This window comes from Denitrificimonas caeni (assembly GCF_905120345.1).
Lineage (GTDB): Bacteria > Pseudomonadota > Gammaproteobacteria > Pseudomonadales > Pseudomonadaceae > Denitrificimonas > Denitrificimonas caeni_A.
In genome coordinates this window covers 105716-126416 of the sequence record NZ_CAJHOA010000004.1, presented here as the reverse complement: position 1 = coordinate 126416, position 20701 = coordinate 105716, and the positions used below count along the sequence as shown (strand labels likewise).

The 20701-nt window shown below is 42.0% G+C and carries 16 protein-coding genes; 9 read left to right on the top strand and 7 right to left on the bottom strand.

Features of this window, described 5'->3' with window-relative positions; all coding sequences use genetic code 11:
* The first annotated feature begins 39 nt into the window (after window positions 1-39).
* From ompR to JYJ62_RS08725, 7 genes are all read left to right on the top strand, one after another.
* The gene (ompR, locus tag JYJ62_RS08755; protein WP_205341829.1) at window positions 40-762 is read left to right on the top strand and encodes a two-component system response regulator OmpR; all 723 of its coding nucleotides are present in this window, start codon (window positions 40-42) and stop codon (window positions 760-762) included.
* Complete coding sequence (locus tag JYJ62_RS08750) at window positions 759-2087, top strand: ATP-binding protein (protein ID WP_205341828.1); 1329 nt, start codon at window positions 759-761, stop codon at window positions 2085-2087. The genes ompR and JYJ62_RS08750 overlap by 4 nt, the downstream gene beginning before the upstream one ends.
* 21 nt (window positions 2088-2108) lie before the next feature.
* Window positions 2109-2498: an RNA-binding S4 domain-containing protein gene (locus JYJ62_RS08745; protein WP_205341827.1), complete on the top strand. Its 390-nt coding sequence runs from the start codon at window positions 2109-2111 to the stop codon at window positions 2496-2498.
* Between the two features lie 86 nt (window positions 2499-2584).
* Window positions 2585-3478, top strand: a complete 894-nt coding sequence (gene hslO, locus JYJ62_RS08740) for an Hsp33 family molecular chaperone HslO (protein WP_205341826.1) — start codon at window positions 2585-2587, stop codon at window positions 3476-3478.
* 103 nt (window positions 3479-3581) lie between these two features.
* Entirely contained in the window at window positions 3582-5123 is a 1542-nt protein-coding gene (locus JYJ62_RS08735) for a phosphoenolpyruvate carboxykinase (RefSeq protein WP_205341825.1), read from the top strand.
* Window positions 5124-5236: 113 nt separating this feature from the next.
* Window positions 5237-7615 (top strand): sulfatase-like hydrolase/transferase, encoded by a 2379-nt coding sequence (locus JYJ62_RS08730; protein WP_205341824.1) that lies wholly within the window; start codon window positions 5237-5239, stop codon window positions 7613-7615.
* A 22-nt stretch (window positions 7616-7637) separates the two neighbouring features.
* On the top strand, window positions 7638-9929 hold the full coding sequence (locus JYJ62_RS08725; protein WP_205341823.1) for a hypothetical protein: 2292 nt from the start codon (window positions 7638-7640) through the stop codon (window positions 9927-9929).
* A gap of 98 nt (window positions 9930-10027) precedes the next feature.
* Here the strand turns inward: JYJ62_RS08725 and JYJ62_RS08720 are convergent, their stop codons facing one another.
* The 7 genes from JYJ62_RS08720 to zwf form a co-directional block, all read right to left on the bottom strand.
* Complete coding sequence (locus tag JYJ62_RS08720; protein WP_205341822.1) at window positions 10028-11491, bottom strand: hypothetical protein; 1464 nt, start codon at window positions 11489-11491, stop codon at window positions 10028-10030.
* A 27-nt stretch (window positions 11492-11518) separates the two neighbouring features.
* Entirely contained in the window at window positions 11519-12172 is a 654-nt protein-coding gene (locus JYJ62_RS08715) for an HAD family hydrolase (protein WP_205341821.1), read from the bottom strand.
* Window positions 12169-12924: an SDR family oxidoreductase gene (locus tag JYJ62_RS08710; RefSeq protein WP_205341820.1), complete on the bottom strand. Its 756-nt coding sequence runs from the start codon at window positions 12922-12924 to the stop codon at window positions 12169-12171. The genes JYJ62_RS08715 and JYJ62_RS08710 overlap by 4 nt, the downstream gene beginning before the upstream one ends.
* Window positions 12921-14222, bottom strand: a complete 1302-nt coding sequence (locus tag JYJ62_RS08705) for an FAD-binding oxidoreductase (protein ID WP_205341819.1) — start codon at window positions 14220-14222, stop codon at window positions 12921-12923. The genes JYJ62_RS08710 and JYJ62_RS08705 overlap by 4 nt, the downstream gene beginning before the upstream one ends.
* Window positions 14219-15175, bottom strand: a complete 957-nt coding sequence (locus JYJ62_RS08700; RefSeq protein WP_232365750.1) for a lysylphosphatidylglycerol synthase transmembrane domain-containing protein — start codon at window positions 15173-15175, stop codon at window positions 14219-14221. The genes JYJ62_RS08705 and JYJ62_RS08700 overlap by 4 nt, the downstream gene beginning before the upstream one ends.
* Window positions 15172-16041, bottom strand: a complete 870-nt coding sequence (locus tag JYJ62_RS08695; protein WP_205341818.1) for a decaprenyl-phosphate phosphoribosyltransferase — start codon at window positions 16039-16041, stop codon at window positions 15172-15174. The genes JYJ62_RS08700 and JYJ62_RS08695 overlap by 4 nt, the downstream gene beginning before the upstream one ends.
* Before the next feature lie 462 nt (window positions 16042-16503).
* Window positions 16504-17937: a glucose-6-phosphate dehydrogenase gene (gene zwf / locus JYJ62_RS08690; protein ID WP_205342081.1), complete on the bottom strand. Its 1434-nt coding sequence runs from the start codon at window positions 17935-17937 to the stop codon at window positions 16504-16506.
* A gap of 106 nt (window positions 17938-18043) precedes the next feature.
* On the opposite strand from zwf, the gene hexR reads away from it, so the two are divergent.
* Together hexR and JYJ62_RS08680 are read left to right on the top strand one after the other, a co-directional pair.
* Window positions 18044-18910 (top strand): transcriptional regulator HexR, encoded by an 867-nt coding sequence (hexR, locus tag JYJ62_RS08685; RefSeq protein ID WP_205341817.1) that lies wholly within the window; start codon window positions 18044-18046, stop codon window positions 18908-18910.
* Window positions 18911-19001: 91 nt separating this feature from the next.
* Window positions 19002-20696: a hypothetical protein gene (locus tag JYJ62_RS08680; protein ID WP_205341816.1), complete on the top strand. Its 1695-nt coding sequence runs from the start codon at window positions 19002-19004 to the stop codon at window positions 20694-20696.
* The last annotated feature ends 5 nt before the right edge of the window (window positions 20697-20701 follow it).

Below are 20701 nucleotides of genomic sequence, written 5' to 3'. Positions count from 1 at the left end.
CTAGCCACTATAAATATTAATTAAATAGGTAGATAAAGCATGAGCGTACCTGAAGGTGAAAAGATCCTTATTGTCGATGACGATGAACGCTTACGCCGCTTACTTGAGCGCTTTTTGACGGAGCAAGGCTTTCGGGTGCGTGGCGTTGAAAATGCTGAGCAAATGGACCGTGTCCTAGCGCGCGAGCTATTTAACTTGGTGGTGCTCGATTTAATGATGCCCGGTGAAGATGGCTTATCTGTTTGCCGCAGACTACGTGAAAGTAATAATCAAGTGCCGATTATAATGCTCACCGCTAAGGGTGATGAGGCCAGTCGTATTCATGGTCTCGAGTTGGGTGCCGATGACTATTTAGCCAAGCCTTTTAATCCGCGTGAGTTATTGGCGCGTATCAAAGCCGTGCTGCGTCGCCAAGCCACTAGCGTACCGGGTGCGCCCGGTAGTGAAGATGCGAGCGTCACCTTTGGTGATTACACCTTGTCTTTGGCCACTCGTGAGCTGAGTAAAGGTGATCAAGTGCATATGCTGACCACCGGTGAGTTTGCCGTATTAAAGGCCTTGGTTGAGCATGCGCGCGAGCCGTTAACTCGCGATAAACTGATGAATTTAGCCCGTGGCCGCGAGTGGGATGCGTTAGAGCGTTCGATTGATGTGCAGGTCTCGCGACTGCGACGCATGATTGAACCGGATCCATCGAAACCACGCTATATCCAAACCGTATGGGGCGTTGGTTACGTGTTTGTGCCAGACGGTAAGGCATGAAGGCGCCATTATTCTATCCGCAGAGCTTTTTTGCGCGCACGCTATGGATGGTGTTGCTTGCTGTACTTTTTTCCAAAGCGCTAACTCTAATCTATTTGATGCTCAATGAAGATGTGCTGGTTGATCGCCAATACAGTCATGGTGCGGCACTAACGTTACGTGCCTACTGGGCGTCGCCGGCCAGCGAGCGCGCCGCGATTGCCAGGGCGGCAGGCTTACAGGTGGTTCAGGAATATGAAGTCCCCTTAGGTGAGCAGCATTGGCCGTATAGCGATATCTTTACAGAGCAAATGCGTGCTGAGTTGGGCGAGGATACACGCGTACGGATTCGCGCACAGTCGCCGCCGTCGTTGTGGGTCAGTGCGCCCAGTTTAGGTCCGGATTGGATTCGTGTGCCGTTGTATCCGCATCCACTGCGTGGTCAGCGCGTCTGGAATTTAGTCGCATGGTTTTTAGGTATTGGTCTGCTCTCCACGGCTGCGGCCTGGATTTTTGTCCGCCAACTGAGCGCACCGTTAAAACGCTTAGTGATTGCCGCACGTCTGTTTGGTCAGGGGCGCCGCGTGCGTTTGCCCGTTGATATCGACACTGCTAGTGAAATGGCGGAAGTGTATCGAGCCTTTAATCAGATGACTGATGATGTTGAGCAAGCGGGGCGCGAGCGCGAATTGATGCTGGCCGGTGTCTCGCATGATTTGCGTACCCCCTTGACGCGTTTACGTCTGTCTCTTGAATTGCTGGATCATGACAACGAATTAACCGCTGATATGATTCGCGATATTGAAGATATGGATGCGATCTTAGACCAATTCTTAGCTTTTATTCGTGATGGTCGCGATGAGCCCATGGAGATTTGCGATCTTAATGAGTTGATTAGTTCGGTGGTTGCCCCATATAACCAACAAGGGCATGACATCCGCGTGTGTTTAGAGGCCATGCCTTTATTGCCGCTACGTCGGGTTTCTATCAAGCGCATGTTAGTCAATTTACTAGAGAACGCTTTGCGTTACGGCGGTAAAGGTATTGAAATTGCTGCTTCAGTGGTGCCTGACGAACAGGCGCCTTATGTAGCTATTAGTGTGCTCGATCGTGGTGCAGGCATTGATCCTGATGACTTACAGCGCATCTTTAATCCGTTTATTCGTGGCGATCAGGCACGCGGTGGACAGGGCGCTGGCTTAGGTTTGGCGATTGTGAAGCGTATCGCCGCACAGCATGGTGGCAGTGTTGAACTGCATAATCGTGCTGGTGGCGGACTCGAAGCAAGCGTTTGCTTGCCAATTACTGCACATGAAGCGTTAACAGAACAGCGCAGTGCTAAGTAAGAACACAGGTGAATCGAAGTAATGAGTAATGAAACGCAAGAAAAAGTACGTCTCGATAAGTGGCTGTGGGCGGCGCGTTTTTATAAAACACGGGCGCTTGCCAAAGAAGCCATTGAAGGCGGTAAGGTGCATTGCCGTGGTGAGCGCTGCAAGCCATCGAAAGAGCCGAAAGTGGGCGATGAGCTGGTGCTGCGTGCTGGCTATGATGAGCGCACTATCGTGATTGAACAGCTCAGCGCCGTCCGACGTGGCGCACCGCAAGCGCAGTTACTGTATCGCGAAACCGAAGACAGTGTGACTGCCCGCGAACACGCTGCCGCTTTACGCAAGGCTGGAGCCTTAGGGATTCAGACTGACGGCCGTCCGACGAAAAAACAACGTCGACAGATTCATCGTTTTAAAGATCAGTAATCTGGCGTCGATACGGGCCATCTAGATCTAAACACGTTAATTTTTTAATCACGGTTTATGCTAAACCGATATTTTGTGAGTCTTGTATGGCTGATTTTGATTTTACCCAGCGTTTTATTTTTGATAACAGTGATGTGCGTGGCGAGCTGGCCAGTTTAGAAGAAAGCTATGCGCATGTATTAGCCAAGCACACCTATCCTGAGCCCGTTGCTGCTCTGTTAGGTGAGTTGCTAGCGGCGGCCGCTTTATTGATTAATACCCTAAAGTTTGATGGTTTATTGGTGTTGCAAGCACGCTCCAGTGGCGCAGTACCTTTGCTGGTCGTCGAGTGCTCCAGTGACGGTGAGTTGCGTGCGATTGCCCGCTATGATGCGGATAAAATTAGCAGTGCTGCCTCCTTCCAAGAGCTGATGCCTGAAGGCGTGCTGGCGTTGACGGTTGACCCACGTGAAGGGCAGCGTTATCAAGGGCTGGTTGCTTTAGATGGCGCAACTTTGGCGGAGTGCTTGAGTAGTTATTTTGTTAACTCAGCACAGTTACCGACACGCTTTTGGTTATATGCCGACGGTCAGCGCGCGCGCGGTATGTTACTGCAGCAGTTACCTGCTGATCGTGTGCGCGACACTGACGAGCGTGAAGAAAGCTGGCAGCATGCGATTGCTTTAGCGGCAACCTTGACCGCTGAAGAGCTGCTGGGGCTGGATAACGAGACTATTTTGCACCGTTTGTATCATGAGGATCAGGTTCGCCTGTTTCCCGCGACTGACGTCAAGTTTCAATGCAGCTGTACCCGTGAGCGTTCAGTGCAGGCTTTGGTTAGTCTTGGCTTAGAAGATCTGCAGTTGTTGCTGGCAGAAAAAGCAGGCACTATCGAGATTGATTGTCAGTTCTGTAATGAACGTTATTTATTTAATGAAGCCGATGTTCTGCAAATGTTCGCTGAACAAGATGCGACTGATGCCTCGAGTACAGTGCATTAATTGCATAACTCTGGCATAATCGCGGGCAACTTTTTAGTTGTAGTGCTTTTGCTTAAGTGCTACAAAATTTCTGGAGGACTCGGCTCGGGCCGTTGGGGATCTCATGACGCAAGCAAAAACCGCTGTGTATACTGATATTAGTGCTGCTCAATTGATTGAAGAAGCTGTTCGCCGTGGCGAAGGCAAATTGGCTGTAAATGGTTCATTGGTTGTGGAAACCGGACATCGAACGGGACGTTCACCGGCTGACCGATTTATCGTGCAAGAGCCCAGCACTGATGCTCAGATTGCTTGGGGGCCGATTAACCGCCCGATTGCGCCGAGTATCTTTGATGCACTGTGGACCCGTGTTGAGGCCTATGTAGCTGAGCGCGAAAACTTTGTTTCGCATGTGCATGTCGGTTCTGATCCTGCGCATTATTTAGCAGTTAAAATGACCACAACAACGGCTTGGCACAACCTGTTTGGCCGTTGCTTATTCATTACTCCTGATGCGTTTAATCCATCGAGCAGAGAGCAATGGCAAGTGATTAATGCGCCGTTCTTTGAGTGCGTACCAGAGCGTGACGGTACTAATTCTGATGGTTGCGTGATGATTAACTTCGCCGCGAAAAAAGTTCTGCTAGCAGGTATGCAATACGCTGGCGAAATGAAAAAAGCCATGTTCTCAGTACAAAACTTCCTTCTGCCAGCTAAAGATGTGTTGCCTATGCACTGTGCGGCCAACGTGGGTGAAGACGGCGATACCACTTTATTCTTCGGTTTATCCGGTACCGGTAAAACCACGCTCTCTGCTGATGAAAGCCGTTATTTGATTGGTGATGACGAGCACGGTTGGGGTGTGGGCACTGTGTTTAATATCGAAGGCGGTTGCTATGCAAAATGCATCGACTTGTCTGAGAAAAACGAGCCAGTGATTTGGAAAGCTATTAAGTTTGGCGCAGTACTGGAAAACGTTGTCCTGAATGAAGAACGCGTCCCTGATTACAGCGATGACAGCTTGACGCAAAACAGCCGTGCCGCCTATCCGCTTGAAAACGTTGAAAAACGTGTGGTTGCGAACCGTGCTGGCGAGCCTAATGCCGTGATCTTCTTGACCTGTGACCTGACTGGCGTACTGCCACCGGTGTCCATCTTGAATAACGAACAAGCGGCGTACCACTTCTTGTCAGGCTACACCGCTTTGGTTGGTTCAACTGAAATGGGTTCAGGTTCAGGTATTAAATCAACCTTCTCTACTTGCTTTGGTGCTCCGTTCTTCCCACGCCCTGCCGGCGAGTACGCTGATTTATTGATCAAACGTATCCAAGGCTTCGGCTCTAAAGTTTACCTGGTTAACACCGGTTGGACTGGCGGTGGCTACGGTGTTGGCGAGCGCTTTAATATCCCAACCACCCGTGCCGTGATTGCTGCGATTCAAGGTGGCACATTAGTCGGTGCAGAAACTGAGCACTTACCAGTGATCAACTTGGACGTACCAAAATCTGTACCTGGGGTGGATAGCAACTTGCTTAACCCACGTAACACTTGGTCTGATAAAGCAGCGTACGATGCAGCAGCACAAGAGTTAGCGGCTAAGTTCGTTGATAACTTTAAAAAGTTTGAAGTGACTGATGCAATTAAAAATGCAGGTCCGCAGCTGTAATTCATCAGACTATTTAAATAATCTAGAATTATAGTAAAAAATAAAGCTGAGCCTTGTTAATACAAGTCTCAGCTTTTTTATTACAATAAGATTAATTGTAAAAGTTAATAGATATGATGTATTTTTCAACGCTCTGTATTTTTATAGCTATATTCTTTATATTAAAGTCGAAGAGAAAATTTAGATTTGCTCTTCTGACACTATTTTTATTATTAATAAGCTTTTTACTTACTATTACTTATGCTGTATCAGATTACTTTACAGATAAAGGTATAGATGAGTCTGTCATTTATCATCTTCGCTATGGATTAGGCGAGGCTGGTTTTCAAGAATATGCTGGCGTTATAATTCTAGCTGCTGTCGCATTAATTACAACTGTAGGGCTTTTCTATTATTTAATTAAAGATATCGCTAGAAAACAAAAATATATTTCTGATGATAAAGTTATAAATAACTTTCCAATTATATTGTCAGTTCTAGCAATCGCTTTAAGCCCGGCCTCTGAAAATTTATATAGTTTAATTAAATCAGAATTTTCTGGCAGTGTTGTTAATGGTGAAGATTACGTAAAAGTAAATGAAAACTTTGTTAAAGAGCCATTAAATCTAATTTATGTTTATGCTGAAAGTCTGGAAGAAACCTATTTTAATGAAAGTCTATTCCCTGGGTTATTGCCTAATCTTAATAAAGTACGTAATAATGCTGTAGTGTTTAAAAACGTAGCGCAAGTTACACATTCCGGCTGGACTATTGCTGGAATGGTTGCATCTCAATGTGGTGTTCCTCTGTTTAGTGCCTCGCAGGGCAATGCTATGTCAGGCATGCCACAATTCTTAAGTGGTGCTACCTGCATGGGTGATGTATTACGTCGTAATAAGTATGACTTATCTTATCTTGGTGGCGCTTCATTAGAGTTTGCTGGAAAAGGCCATTTCTATAAAACACATGGCTTTTCCTCAGTCCAGGGTAGAGCTGAACTCAGTACAAGGCTGGAAGAGGCAAGCTATCAATCAGCTTGGGGGCTTTACGATGATAGTTTATTTGCAATTGCTAAAGAAGAGCTTGCTGAGCACACTGAGCGGAATAACCCATTTGCATTGTTTATGCTCACGTTAGATACCCATCATCCAAAAGGGCATCTGTCGGGAAGCTGTGAGGACCATCGCTATGGCGATGGTGAGAATGCAATTCTAAATATTGTTCATTGTTCTGATAAATTAATCAGTGACTTTGTTAACTATCTGCAAACCAGTGGCCTTGATAAAAACACATTAATTGTGATTGGTTATGACCACCTTGCCATGAAAAACACGGCTACAGATTTACTAAACCAAGGCGATAGAAAAAATATGCTGATTATGATTCCGCCTGACTTACAGGAAGGGATTGTTATTGATACACCAAGTTCTATCCTCGATGTCGCAGCAACTATCCTGCCATTACTTGGGTTTAAGTCTGAAGAGCTTGGTTTTGGGCGAAATATTTTAAATACAAAAAAACCTAAGCTTATTGAAAAATATAAAGACTTTAACAGTTATCTTAATTCTTCGAGCGCATTAGTTGCATCGTTTTGGAATTATCCAGAGGCTGTTAACGATATTAAAATTAACGGTGAAAAAAATAAAGCCTATTTTGGAAAAGAAGTTGTTAAATACCCTGCATTGTTTTTAATAGATGATAACTATTTGACTGATAAAGTGCTCTTTGAATTTAATTCTGAAAAAAAATTAAGTGAGTACTTGCAGGGGCAAGAAAAAGGAAGAAAAATTCTATGGATTGATCAATGTAATAAAATCGGTTCTATTTTTGAATCTAATCAAAAATTAGATGAGCTAAAAAACTGCATCGCTATTGGCAGTATAGGTAGTGAGAGTCTATTTATTAAAAATATTAATGATGTGACTGAGATTAATAAAAATAAAATTTTAGATGAATTAAAAAAACAAAGTGAGAAAATCACACAAGAGAGCTATCAAAAGCAAATAAATATTTTAAATAGATTTACACGTAATGGTGCAAATATTGAAGATTATCAAGTCTTGTCCAATGACTCGCTATATGAATCTATCCTTATAAAATCAGTAGCCGGGGTGGATGACGGTGAGTCTTTTATAACCTATTCTGATGGCTCATCTCAGCACACTCTAAAAGGCTTTATGCGAGGAGTGAATCTAGTTGGATTTAGTAATGGTAAACAGCCAAGAATTATCCATAGGCTCGATACATGTCAAATATCTAAAAATTTTGAAAGTGATAAAAATATTCGAGAGATTTTAAATGATCATAATGAAGATTTTTACTTATTAATCTCACATGACAGTACAGTGTGCGAAAACAGACAACGTCTAGAACAATATATGATGGGTAGTCACTTAAAACTATGGCCGGATCTCGCATGGCGCCAAGCTTATGTATCAATAATTTATAAAGATGGTCAGTCTTTAGAGCTGCTTGGTGAAAACGGTCAGTCTATTAATATTGTTTTGAAATAGTATTTTAAAATTGAGATTTTCTATGATTATTAAATCTAAAATTTTTCTTAAAAAGTATATTAAAAATATATATTGTAATGTTTTTTTAAGAAAAAAAAATAGAACTGAAAATGTTAACGACGTAGTTATTAATCATACGGCTGATATGAGATTTTCTATTGATTTTATATCGAAAGGAAAGATTAGTAACTTTATTGAATTAGAAGGCTGGGTATACAGTCAGCCTCAGTCATTTGACTTGGTTGTTGAGTTAAATAACTGTGCTGTTAAACGTTTCCAACCTGATCTGATTCGTCTAGATGTGTGCTCAGTTTTTCCAGAAGTAGGCCAAGACATTAAAACTGGTTTTAAGCTCAAACTACCAGCTGATCTACAGTATTTTAATAATCGTGGTGCAACTAAAGTTGAGCTGTTCTACCTTGCTGGTGATACAAAAAAATTATTAGCTAGCAGTTTAGTGTTTGATGAGAAAAAATATTTAGAAATCGAACCAAATAAGTCGGAGGTTTTTTATTTTACGGTAGCCAGTAGTAACATTAGCTTAGGTGGTTTTGGCGACTTTAAAGAAAAATTATTACCTTTTTCAATAGGCTATTGTCAACTAGGCTTTATGGCACCTGTTTTATATATGCGCAGCACCTTAGGTGCACAGCATGATTGGCAGTTTGATCCTGACTTTAATGCCTCAACCAAGCAGATAAACAATAAGCTGGTCGTTGCTGATAGTCTTACTGATATTTTAAACTATTCAAAAAAGTTTAATATCCCCTGCTTAATTGGACTAAATGGTGGTATTTGGAGTGATGCGGCTGGAACCTGTCCAGAATGGGATCTAACAGATCATTTAGAAGAGGATGCCAATAACTGTCAGTGGAATCAGCGTGATGAAGTCATGCCTGATGACTACTTAAAGCATTTAACGGGTGCCGAGTCTGCACCTGAGTTATCACGATCTTTGACATTAAGTCATTACAACAAAACTGTCCGTGCTTATAAAAAACGTAATTTACAGCAGGCTGGTGAAGTTATTGCTACGTTTGCGCAAGATAATCCTGAGTTATATATTGGCACGAACTTGGATCCGGACTGCTATCAGAACCCTTTCTTTGAAGGCGAGCAATGGTATGACTTCAATCCATCCTCGCTACAGCAGTTTAGAGACTGGCTCTCTGCGAGTGGGGTATACGCGAATGAGTTTAGGAATACGATTAAGCACACACCATTTAGCTTAGAGAGCTTAAATGTCTATCTAGATACTACATTCACCTGTTGGGATGATGTCACGCCACCTCGAGATAAAATATGTACGCTATGGAGCATTAAGGATAAATTTCTTGATTTGTGGGAGGAGTTTAGGCGGCATATGGTGCAACGACATTATTCCGACTTAGCGAGTTGGTTGTCAGAGACAGGTATCAGCAGCGATGTTATTTATTCCTCCCAGGGCTTTACTGCACCACAGTTTAGTTTTGAGCCTTTTGCCCTATCGCTGAACAGCCCAGCAAAGAACTATGATTCTGGTGGAATGTCTTTACAAGGTAGCAAGCCCGACGCAGGTCATATCGGTGCGATTCTGTACGGCGAAAGCGCACGTAATAATATTCGTACTGAAAATAGATTATCTTTCTTTGAAAATATTCTAAAATTTGATCCTGATTGGGCTGTTGTTGAGTTTAATCCTGCTGATTTACGCGACCCTCCTAAGGTTTTACCTGACTATGGTTTTGCGTGGGATTGCTTACGAGAAATATTTAATCACCGGGCCCGGTTGGTCAACCTTATGGCGTGGAACGGATCAACTGCACATGATATCGATAAGGACTACTTCAACGCGCATATGGCCTTGCGAGACACACCACTAGAGCAAGCGGTGATTGATTTTATGCTTATGTATGCAGACGTTCCGCGAGGAGAGCAGTGCTATACATTTGGCAGTCAACGCTATGCCAGTTTAGATGGATGGCATAGTGAAGGCGGGCAGTTAAACGCTACAACACAGGGCTTACAGTTGGAGTTGGTGGGAGGCCATATTGATCTGCACGCCCCACAGCCTTATTTGTACGGGCAGACTGGATTGATAAAAATTGAGTTTGTCGGTCTTGTTACAGATGAGCTTCGGCTAGTACTAGAAGTGGATGGTTCAGTACTGGAGTGTATAGAGCAAACCACAGTGCATGATGAGAACGCGGTAAGTACGTATCAATTGAGGCCAATACATGTATTAGCTCCGCAGGTTGAGAAGTTAAGGCTCGTTATAAAAGCCCCAAGTAGAGTTGAAACTATCAAAATTAATAGAATTATTTTTGCGCGTTGAACAGAGTATAAAAGTTTTATAGTTATGGTTTCGCCATAGCTTATTGTGACGAATTGAACGGCTAGTGTGCCCTATAATAGTTGTAATGTTAGATTTTTTTAATTAGTGTTGATCAGATTCTTATTGGTTTTATTCTTATATTTTATTATCTTTTTAATATATAAAATTATAGTAAATAAGACAGCTATGAGCTGTAGGTATACACCCCCTAAAAAAAGCACTGAATGCTTTGCCGCTTCAAAATAGCCGTCACCAAATACCGAAGACAGTATCGAATATCCTACAGTAATACCGCCTGTGGTGAATAAATATAGATTAGACGTTAGATCTAAAGAGGGTTTTTTAGGTACAAATAATAAAAATAAACCGGTAGCAATAGAAGCAATAAAAAGTATAAAGACAATAGTAAAAAAAACGGATGACTCTATCTTGAAAATTATATTACTCAATGAGAAACGTGTTACATAGTTGAGTTTTTTAAGCGCATTAGTATCACCTGGAATAGTCACTCCTAAGTAGTCTGGGTAAAACAATCTCATTTCCTCTGTGAACTTTTTTATGGGTATAAAAAACGTAGCAGAGTCTTGAATAAATAGTTTTAATAGTCTAGCCCGACTAACTTTTTGAATTTCAGGACAATTATTTAAAGCATTTTGTTCAGGGTGATACCAACTTATTCCTATATCAACGTTACAATGCTCAGGTAAACCTAAAACTTTTAATGCTTGAATTTTATCAGTTGCTTCAGGAAGTACAGCAAAGAAAAAAGTATTAATTTTGTTTGCAGAGCTGATTGATTTTTCATTATCAAAGTTATGCTTGTTCATAAACTGAAAAGTAAAGATGCTGGCTAGGCTTAAGAACAAAAAAATAAAAGCAGATTTTTTAAATAATGTACGATGATAAACAAGCCAAGACGTAATGCATAGTAATAATAAAGTTAAATAAGACCACTGTTGCTTACTCAAACCTAACCATATAATTCCAATGATTAGTATTGCTATTTGCAGTGTTGAGTATTTTCTGTTATTTTTATGAATTAAGTTATAAGAGCATATAATAATTAATGTAAATGCGGAAATAACAGAAAACTCACCATATAATGTATTGGCATAAGCAAGATATATTCCTTCACTTAAGATGCTGAATAAGAAAATACTGGGAACAAGCCTTGCTGTACTTGTTAAAATAGCAAGAAATGATAAGGCTAGTAAAAAAAATAGCTTTATTGAACTTAAGTTAATAAAGCTTACAATATCTCCTACAGATAAAAAACGGGTAAGAATATATGATGAGACATTGTCAGAGGAGCGAAGGCAGTAATCTTTTGAAATATCACCGTCATATAATAATTGAGCGCTAGGTGAGCTTGCATGTCCGGATTTTTTAGGGTGACCTGGAATATAACTCCATAAGCCTATACAGGATGAATGTCTGACGAAATCATAGTTGTTCGCGTAGCCTATAAATCCAGGCTTATATAAAAAAAATAAACAATAAAATGCGGTCAAAGTTAGAAAAAAGCCAGAAATAAGATTTCTATTTTTTAAGCTGGATACCATTCCAATAAACTCCTAATCTGAAACGAGCTATATGCTAATAAAATCTTTTCCAGACTTTATAAAAAAACCTTTATTTACCATGCTTAGCATTTCACTATCGCCTCTTGAGTCACCATAAGCATAGGTAATAGAGGGTTTTCTATTTTCCAGAGTAATCCATTCTTTTATTCTGTCTGCTTTTTCTTTCCCGTAGCAATTCACTCCTTGAATACTGCCATCGACTATTTTTGATTTTGTATTCAGTTCAGAAGAAATAATCTGAGACAGATTTAAACTTTCTCCGAAAAATTTCAACCAAATATCAAATGAAGCGCTGACTAGTACGCAGTCATGTCCTTGCTCCTGATGCCATCTAAGCCGTTCAATACCTTCTGGACGCAAGAGTGATGGAATCACCACTTCAGAGAAACGTTTACCTAAAATAAATAATTCATCGATATGGTATCCGGCAAGATAGCGCTTAAGCACTGTTTCTTTAGCGATATCATTACGTACGAGCTTAAGGAAGTATCCAGCGAGTACAGGACTAACGAGCAGTAAGTTTAGATAATATTTAGGTTTCCCTGAAATAAACTTGAGAAATGGCATCAAGGTATCGCTCGTCGTTAACGTCCCATCGAAGTCAAAGAATGCTATCGGCGTATCATTAACATGTGTGTCTGATGTTATATCTTTATTCATAGCGACAATCGTTTAAAAATAGCTTCAGGTATATGCTTGATAATCTGCATAATACCCCACCAAAACCACGGCAAATAGACCTCGCCTTTACCCTTTTGCATGGCATTCACGATCCCTTTAGCAATGACGTCTGGTTGAGCCCATAGTGGCCCGGACTTATCAAAATCTGCGGTCATTGGTGAATCAACAAAACCAGGTTTAATAGTGACTACAGAGACGCCTTTTTTGGCTAAACGATTACGTAAACCCTGCATAAATAAGCTGACCATGCCTTTGGCAGAACCATAGACATAATTACTCTGCCGTCCACGATCTCCAGCCACAGAGCTAATCGCAGCAATGACACCTTTGCCTTGTGCTTCAAATTGATTGGCTAGTAAAGACAGCAAGCTTACTACGCTCAATGCATTGGTTTGAATCTCTTGCAGTGTCAGTTCGACATCAGCCTCACAGGCTTTTTGATCAGGTAACGTACCGTGAGCAATGAGTGCCGCATCAAGACCACCCAGTGCTTCGCTGGCTTGTTCTATGAGCCTGAGATGCTGGTTTATATCTGACAGATCAGCACTCACACCGTCAATCGTCTGATCACTTCCAGCTCTTACTTTTAGATCAGCAATAATTCTATTGAGTTTGTCAGTATTGCGGCCAATGCAATACACAGAGGCGCCATTTTGTACCAGTTGTCGCGCAGTATGCTCAGCAATAGCCGAGGTTGCACCGAAAATTACGACACGATTTAAACTATTCATAAAGTTACACGCTGCCAAAAATGTGATGAAAAAGCAGGATCAATAAAATCTGAAAAACGTTGCCACTCTGGAAAGCCTGACTGGAACAATGAAGCAGGCATACGTGCATCCTTAGCTGGATACAGTGCGCCGCCGGCCTCACTGACAATGGCATCCAAACGATTAAATAATTTTAGAGTTTTGTCACCTAAATTAGGAAAGTCCAATGCAAGCGTTGTTCCTGGCCTGGCAAAAGACAGCATCCCCACCGGGGCTTGAGAGCCAAATGTTTTCAGAACGGCAAGGAAGGAGCCTTGACCGCTTTGAGCAATAGCATCCAGTAATTGAACCGTTGCTTCACGAGCGACCTCAGGAGGTAGCACGCATTGATACTGATAGAACCCTTTATGTCCATAGATACGATTCCAGTCTTGGATGGCATCCAAAGGATAAAAGTAAGGTGCATAATGGCACAGATTGCCCTGTGGCTTTACCGGTTGGCGGTAATACAGAGCATTAAAACTGCGCAGACTTAAACGGTTCACCAGAGATATCGGAGGATCAAAAGGAACTCGTTTACTGCGCTCTTTATAGCTCGGAAGCTGGGTCTGATTCGCTGCATGCTTGCCAGTAAAGAGAATCCCTCTACCTCTGGCGTTGCCGCTTGCAAGGCAATCAATCCAAGCTACAGTGTAAGGCCATTGCTGTTCAGCCTCTTTGTTGAGTTGCCAGAAATGATCGAGATTATTGAAGCGATGTGACTCCACCCACATCCATGGATTATTTACAGGTATTAACTGAATCTCAATCCAGCTCAGCAGTCCTGTTAAACCAAGTCCGCCAACTGTCGCTCTAAACATCTCTGTATTACGACCGGGACTGCACAGCAACACTTCACCTGACGAACGAATAAGCTCAAAGGCTCTTACATGATGACCAAAGCTACCTTGCGCATGGTGGTTTTTACCATGTACATCATTGGCAAGTGCTCCGCCTATGGTTGCGTATTGAGTGCCAGGGGTGCTCGATAAAAACCATCCATGGGGTACAACTAATTGCAGAATACTTTGCAGTGACACACCACTTTCACAGCGTAAAATACCATTTCTTTGATCAAATGAAATAAAGCGGTCAAGCGCAGTAGTACGTAATAATGTGCCTTTATCATTCAAACAAACATCGCCATAACTGCGTCCATTGCCATGTGCTAATAAAGGATGAGGAGCACTGTGTTGGCTAGGAATTGCATGTTCGGTTAAGGTGAGAATCTTATCTGATGCAATATTAGGTAAACGATTCCAAGATTGGAGTGTACTCATACGATTTCTCCTTTGCGGCTTTTATAAAGTGCTAGTAATCCAATTAGCACAGCAAACCAAAGGGTCGCCAGTCGTATAAATACAGTGGCAGCAATCGCAGCTGGCATCGTCATACCTTTTAATACCAGTAAGGAAATCATTATTGCTTCAGCTCCCCCCAACCCACCGGGTAAGAAGCTTAGCGCGCCTGCAAGCATTGAAATTGCGTAAACAAATATAGCAAATGAGAAACTAATATCAGCGCCAAGCCACTCTAATACTAAGTAAAAAGCGACTGCTTCAGCTCCCCACGACACGACACTGATTAGGGTTGCTAGTAATAACAGGCTAGGTGTATGGCAGCGACGAGCTTCTCTGAGTAGATGAGTAAGCTGATTTAAGAGTTTGAATAGCTTCCCTGTGCGAACGCTAGTCCACTGATGAGCGTAACTCAGTACCGTACGACTTGAGATACATATAAGTATCACTGCTATACCAATAACCCCCACAAGTACCATGCCTCTGGCTTGGGGATATTCACTCAAGCCAACTAAAGTGAGCAACACAATAGCGACAAGATCAGACAAGCGCTCACTGATTAAAGCTGCAAAAGTAGCAGGAAATGGTACATTACGTTGTTTGAGTAGTACGCCTCTAAAGGCTTCTCCTGCTTTGCCTGGTGTAGTTGTGAGAGCAAAGCCGCTCAAATAAATGCGTAAACTAGGCAACCAAGCAACCCGATGCCCTAGCTTGCCAAGATAGATCTGCCAGCGAATAAATCGTAAGCCGTAATTCACTAAAGAAAGCAATAAGGTGATTAGCGTACCTAGCAGGCCAATATGTACAAAGGCATCGATAACGTCCTGCCAGCCAGCCCATAGAGAAAATGCTAAATAGCCACCAGCGGCGGCGATAATAGATAAGATCAGTGCTTTTAATCGCCAGCCATCTAGTTGCGCAATAGTAGTATTCACGCTAACACCCACAGTGTTGTGACAACCCAAGCAAGCACCGTTCCTAATAGGTGCCAATCTGTTAACAGGTCTTTTGCTGTGTCATTACCCTTGGCTTTGTTATGCAGTAAAAATAAGTATCTAAAAATACCGTAAATCACAAAGGGTAGGGTGTAAATCAGGTCTTCAGTGCCATGCAAAGCTATCGTTTGTGGTGACATTGTATAAAGCCCAAAACTGAGAACAGTGCAGGCAGCAGTCACAGAAATAAACTGCTCCAATACCGCAGGGCTGTAATCATCAAGAACCTTGCGGGTTAGATTAGAGCTGCCATCAGAATTTTCTAGCATCAACAACTCTGCGCGGCGCTTTGAGAAACCAAGAAACAGTGTCACCATCAACCCACAAAGAAGTAACCAAGCTGACGGGGCAATGCCCAGACCCACTGTGCCGGACAATATACGCAGCATAAATCCTGCTGAAATAATAAACACATCGAGAATCACGACATGTTTGAGACGCCATGAATAGAGAATATTCATCACAAAGTAGATCGACACAAACAACGTTACCCAAAGGCTAACGGCTAGCGAGAGTAAAATTGACCCGGTAACCATCCCTAGTAGTAAGAGCTTTGCCAGCGATAGTGAGACCTCGCCACTCGGCAACGGTCTATTGCGCTTAATGGGGTGCTCTCTATCAGCATCAATATCCATGATGTCATTTAATATATAAACAGCACTGGCCATGCAGCAGAAAGAAAAAAATGCCAGAGCAGCTTCAGTTAATGTTTGAGTTGACCACTGGTGAGCGAATAGCGGACCCAGCAGTACAAATCCGTTTTTTATATACTGATGAGGGCGCAGTAACTTTATAACCGAGTACATATCTGCTTATCCATAACTCGAGCAGCTTTTCATAAAATTGAAACTCTACATTGAGATTGTGAGGTGTGAAACGTCGTGTACTTGCCAAGTATAAGTAGTCATACAAATAGCAAAAAAGACTGTGCTTAACGACAGTGCTTGCAGCGTAAACTCTACGCAGTGCGAGTAAGTTATATTACGTTAAACGATGCAAAAGCATAACATATTCTGTTGGATAATAGCCTTGAAACCAAGCCTTCTTATCTATGCTGCATTAACTTCTTTGATTACTAACTGTCATTTAGTTCATTCATGACGCTTTAATCTTACACTTACACCGTTTTTTAATATTTATGATGAATGATGAGGTCTCGTCTCACTCTAGGATGCACCGCTATGTTGTTTATCAACAGTTGCTTTTCTATTTTAAACACTAAGTACAGCGCTAATCGTATTAGCCTTGCAGTAATAAAATAGAATAATTCAGTGCCATGCACAGCCATTCTTTTCTAACAAGCTGTGCGCCTGCTCAGGCCCATTGGAACCTGCTGGGTAGGGCCTGGGACGCTGGTAATGCTGCTGCCAGCCTTTTAGAATTGGATCGACCCACTGCCAAGCTGCTTCCACTTCATCACGGCGCATAAATAGCGTTGAATCGTTTTCAATCACATCCAGCAGTAAGCGCTCGTAAGCCTTCCAACGCCGATTGTCTTGAAAAGCTTTAGCTAGATTAATTTCTAATTCAACGGGTTCCAGGTGCATACCTTTGCCGGGCGTTTTAGCCATTAACTCAATGCTAATGCGCTCTTCTGGTTGCAGGCGAATTAACAAGTGATTGGCTTGGCTGTCGTTGAATAAACTGTGCGGAACGGGTTTAAATTGAATGACAATCTCGGATGTTTTTTTCGCTAAGCGCTTTCCTGTGCGTAAGTAAAAAGGTACACCCGCCCAGCGCCAGTTATCGATTTCTGCTTCCAAGGCGACAAAAGTTTCAGTGTCACTGTCGTTATCTACACCTTTTTCAAAATAGTAGGCTGAGGCATTATGCCCGCCGACATGACCTGCACTATATTGCCCACGCACCGTTTTATCTTGCACATCCATACCGCTTATGGGTCTTAGCGCTTGTAGAATTTTGACTTTTTCATTGCGCACCGAGTCTGCATCAAAGCGCACTGGAGCTTCCATCGCAACGAGACAAAGCAATTGCAGTAGATGGTTTTGCAGCATGTCACGCATAGCACCGGCGTGATCATAGTACTCCCCACGGTTCTCTACACCGATCGTCTCGTTCACGCTTATTTGTACATGATCAATATGCGCTGCGCGCCAAACGGGTTCAAATAGAGCATTGGCAAAACGTAAAGCCATTAGATTTTGTACAGTTTCTTTACCCAGGTAGTGATCAATACGAAAAACTTGTTCTTCACTAAACGCTTCACCAATCTTGGCATTGATCGCCAATGCCGATTGTAAGGAGTGACCAATCGGTTTTTCGATAACAATTCGCGTATTGGCACCGGTTAAACCGGTCAAAGCCAAGTTTGAGGCAATACTTTCAAACAGTTGTGGTGCTGTGGCTAAATAATAGATGCAGCCACGTTGACCATTCACACCTAAAAAGCTCGCTAAACGACCAAAGTCAGCTGTTTGCTCGGCATTCATCGCGAAATATTCAAGACGTTCACTAAAGCTTAGCCAGCTTGTTTCAGAAAAATCTTTACGTTCAATTTGCGCGCGGCAGTGACGCCCGGCTAGGTCAATGTAATGTTCGCGAGGGAGTGATTTTCTAGAGATACCAATGATGCGCATATCCTGTGGTAAGCGATTTTCGCGATGCAGGTGATACAGCGCCGGCAATAGTTTATGCAGGGCCAAATCACCCGTGCCACCAAATACTAACATGTCACAAGGCATGCTCAAGATTGCTCTCCTATGGGAAAAACGTGCGAATAAATAGCTGTTGTAGTATAACTACAAAATCGCTACATAACTGTGGCACACGCTAAATGAGTCTAACATTTTGAATCTGTTACAGCATATCGCTCAATCCCTCGAATCACTGCGCAAATCAGAAGTTAAAGTAGCGCAGCACGTTTTAGCTGATCCGGCAGGGGTAATGCACAGCTCAATGTCTGACTTGGCAGCTGTGGTAGGTGTCAGTGAACCAACGATTGTGCGTTTTTGTAGGGCCGTGGGTTGCCAAGGTTTCCAAGACTTAAAACTCAAGCTTGCGCAAAGCTTAGCGGCGGGTGCGAGTTTTGGACAATTTGCGATCAGCGAGGATGACGCAGTTACTGATTATGCATTAAAGATTTTTGATACAACCTTGCATACTTTGATAGAAGTGCGTGAGCATCTTAATGTGCAAGCCTTAGAGCAAGCTATTGCAGTGATGGCCAAAGCCCAACGCGTGGAGTTCTATGGTTTTGGTGCCTCAGGTGCAGTCGCTGCTGATGCGCAGCATAAGTTTTTCCGCTTATTACTAACGGCTGCAGCCTACAGTGACCCACATATGCAAGCGATGTCAGCAGTGACTTTACAGTCTACTGATGTGGCTATTTGTATTTCGCAATCAGGTCGCTCGAAAGATTTATTGACCACTGCAAATTTAGTACGGGAAACAGGAGCAATTTTAATCACTCTATGCCCCAGTCATACGCCTTTAGCCGATTTAGCCAGTATTCACTTGGCGATTGATGTGCAAGAAGACACCGAGATTTATACCCCGTTGACCTCGCGGATTGCTCACTTAGTGGTGATTGACGTGTTAGCGATGGGGGTGGCTATGGCGCGCGGGCCTTCATTAGTAAATCATCTGAAAAGTGTTAAACGCAGTTTGCGTAGTTTACGGTTATCACCCAAAATAACCAAAACACCTGAAAATTAGTGATGTAAAACCTACAAGAGCTTTTTCTATCTAGTCTTTTATTAAAAAATACGATTTAGATAAGTTTGATTTATAGACAACAGGCAATAATATGTTATATGAAAAACATGTAAATTATTTAATATTTAATAAGATTTTTGTTGTAATTATTTTTCTATTTTCTTTTTTCTACTTTGTTACTACTGCCTTTGGTACATATAATAATTACTCTGCTGTACCTTTTTGGGATATGTGGAATGGTTATTTAGAGTTTTATTTTCGAGCTGCTAATGAAGGCTGGACGCCATGGTGGGAGCTACATAATGAGCATAGAATAGTCTTAGCAAAAGCTTTTTTTTGGCTCGATCTTGAGTATTTTAAAGGCTCAATGGTTCTTTTGTTTACGTTTAACGTGATATTTAGTGTGCTTACATGTGTTACTTTTATTAGTGTTCTAAGTGGATTAGTTAAAGATTATACTGATAAGCTTCTTTATTATGCTGTATCCGGCGTTTTGATTGTTTTATGTTTTTCGTGGTTACAGAGTGAAAACTATACTTGGGCATTTCAAAGCCAATTTCATATGGCTTATCTTTTACCGCTTTGGGCAATGCTTACACTAGTAAAATCGAAAATAGAAAATTCGCTACCAGTTTTTTTATTGGCTTGCATGCTTGGTATGCTATCAGCGGTTACTATGGCAAATGGTTTGCTAGCTTTACCAGTAATGATTGCATTAGCAGTGTTAGTTCGTATGCGCTGGCGTTATATTGCAAAATTAGCTTTAATTATGAGTATCGTATACTTTTTTTATTTTATAGATTATACAAAACCTGCAGGGCATCCCTCTCTATTCTCAAGCTTTATTGATAATCCTAAAGAAACTATTAGATATTTTTTATTATATTTGAGCGGTCCTTTTTACGGTATTTTTGTAAATTATTCAAGATTAGCTATGGCTATGGGAGGCGTGTTTTTACTGGGTTGTTTGTGGGCATTAAAGTATATTTTGTATTCTCGGGTTAACGACGATGAGAAGTATTTAAAGCTATCAGGCTTGCTTGCCTTTCTGGTTTTTGTCGGGGGTACAGCATTGCTTACCTCACTCGGTAGAGCGGGTTACGATCCTAACATACCGAGCCGTTACATGACGCCAGCAATCCTCAACTGGTGTTGTTTGTTAGTTATATTAACAGCAATGAATTATAAGAGAGTTAAGAGTAATTCGTTTACATATATAGCACTTTTGTTTTTTCCCTTGGCTTTATTGCCTGTACAGGGAAGAGCATTAACTACCCCGGTACATTTGCATGTACATAAGGTTGCCGCTGTTGCTGCAGCGCTAGGTGTGCATGATGACAAAATGCTTGACCGTGTTTACTTTAATACAGATCGTCTTTTTACGATTATTAAGCCTGCTAAAGATAAGAGTATCTCCATATTTAATGAAAAATATATTAAAGATATGTATTATTTTGGTGATGAATTTACTCTTAAACCAAAAACAAAATGCGATATATACTTAGATAAAATTGAAGAGGTTGTAAATTCATCGGGGTATTCACGTGTATTGGGGTGGGCTTTCGATAAAAACCTTCATAAAGTCCCTGACTCTATTGTTTTTGTTGATAGTAGTAATCAGGTTGTAGGCTTTGCTCTAACTGGCAGCCAGCGCACTGATGTTGCTGAAGCTATTGATCCTTTAGCGCTAAATTCAGGCTTTATAGGTTACGTGCTAAGCAATACTAAAATAGATAGCAGTACTCATGTTTATGGCGTTTCAGATGAATTTGTGTGTGAACTTTAATATGT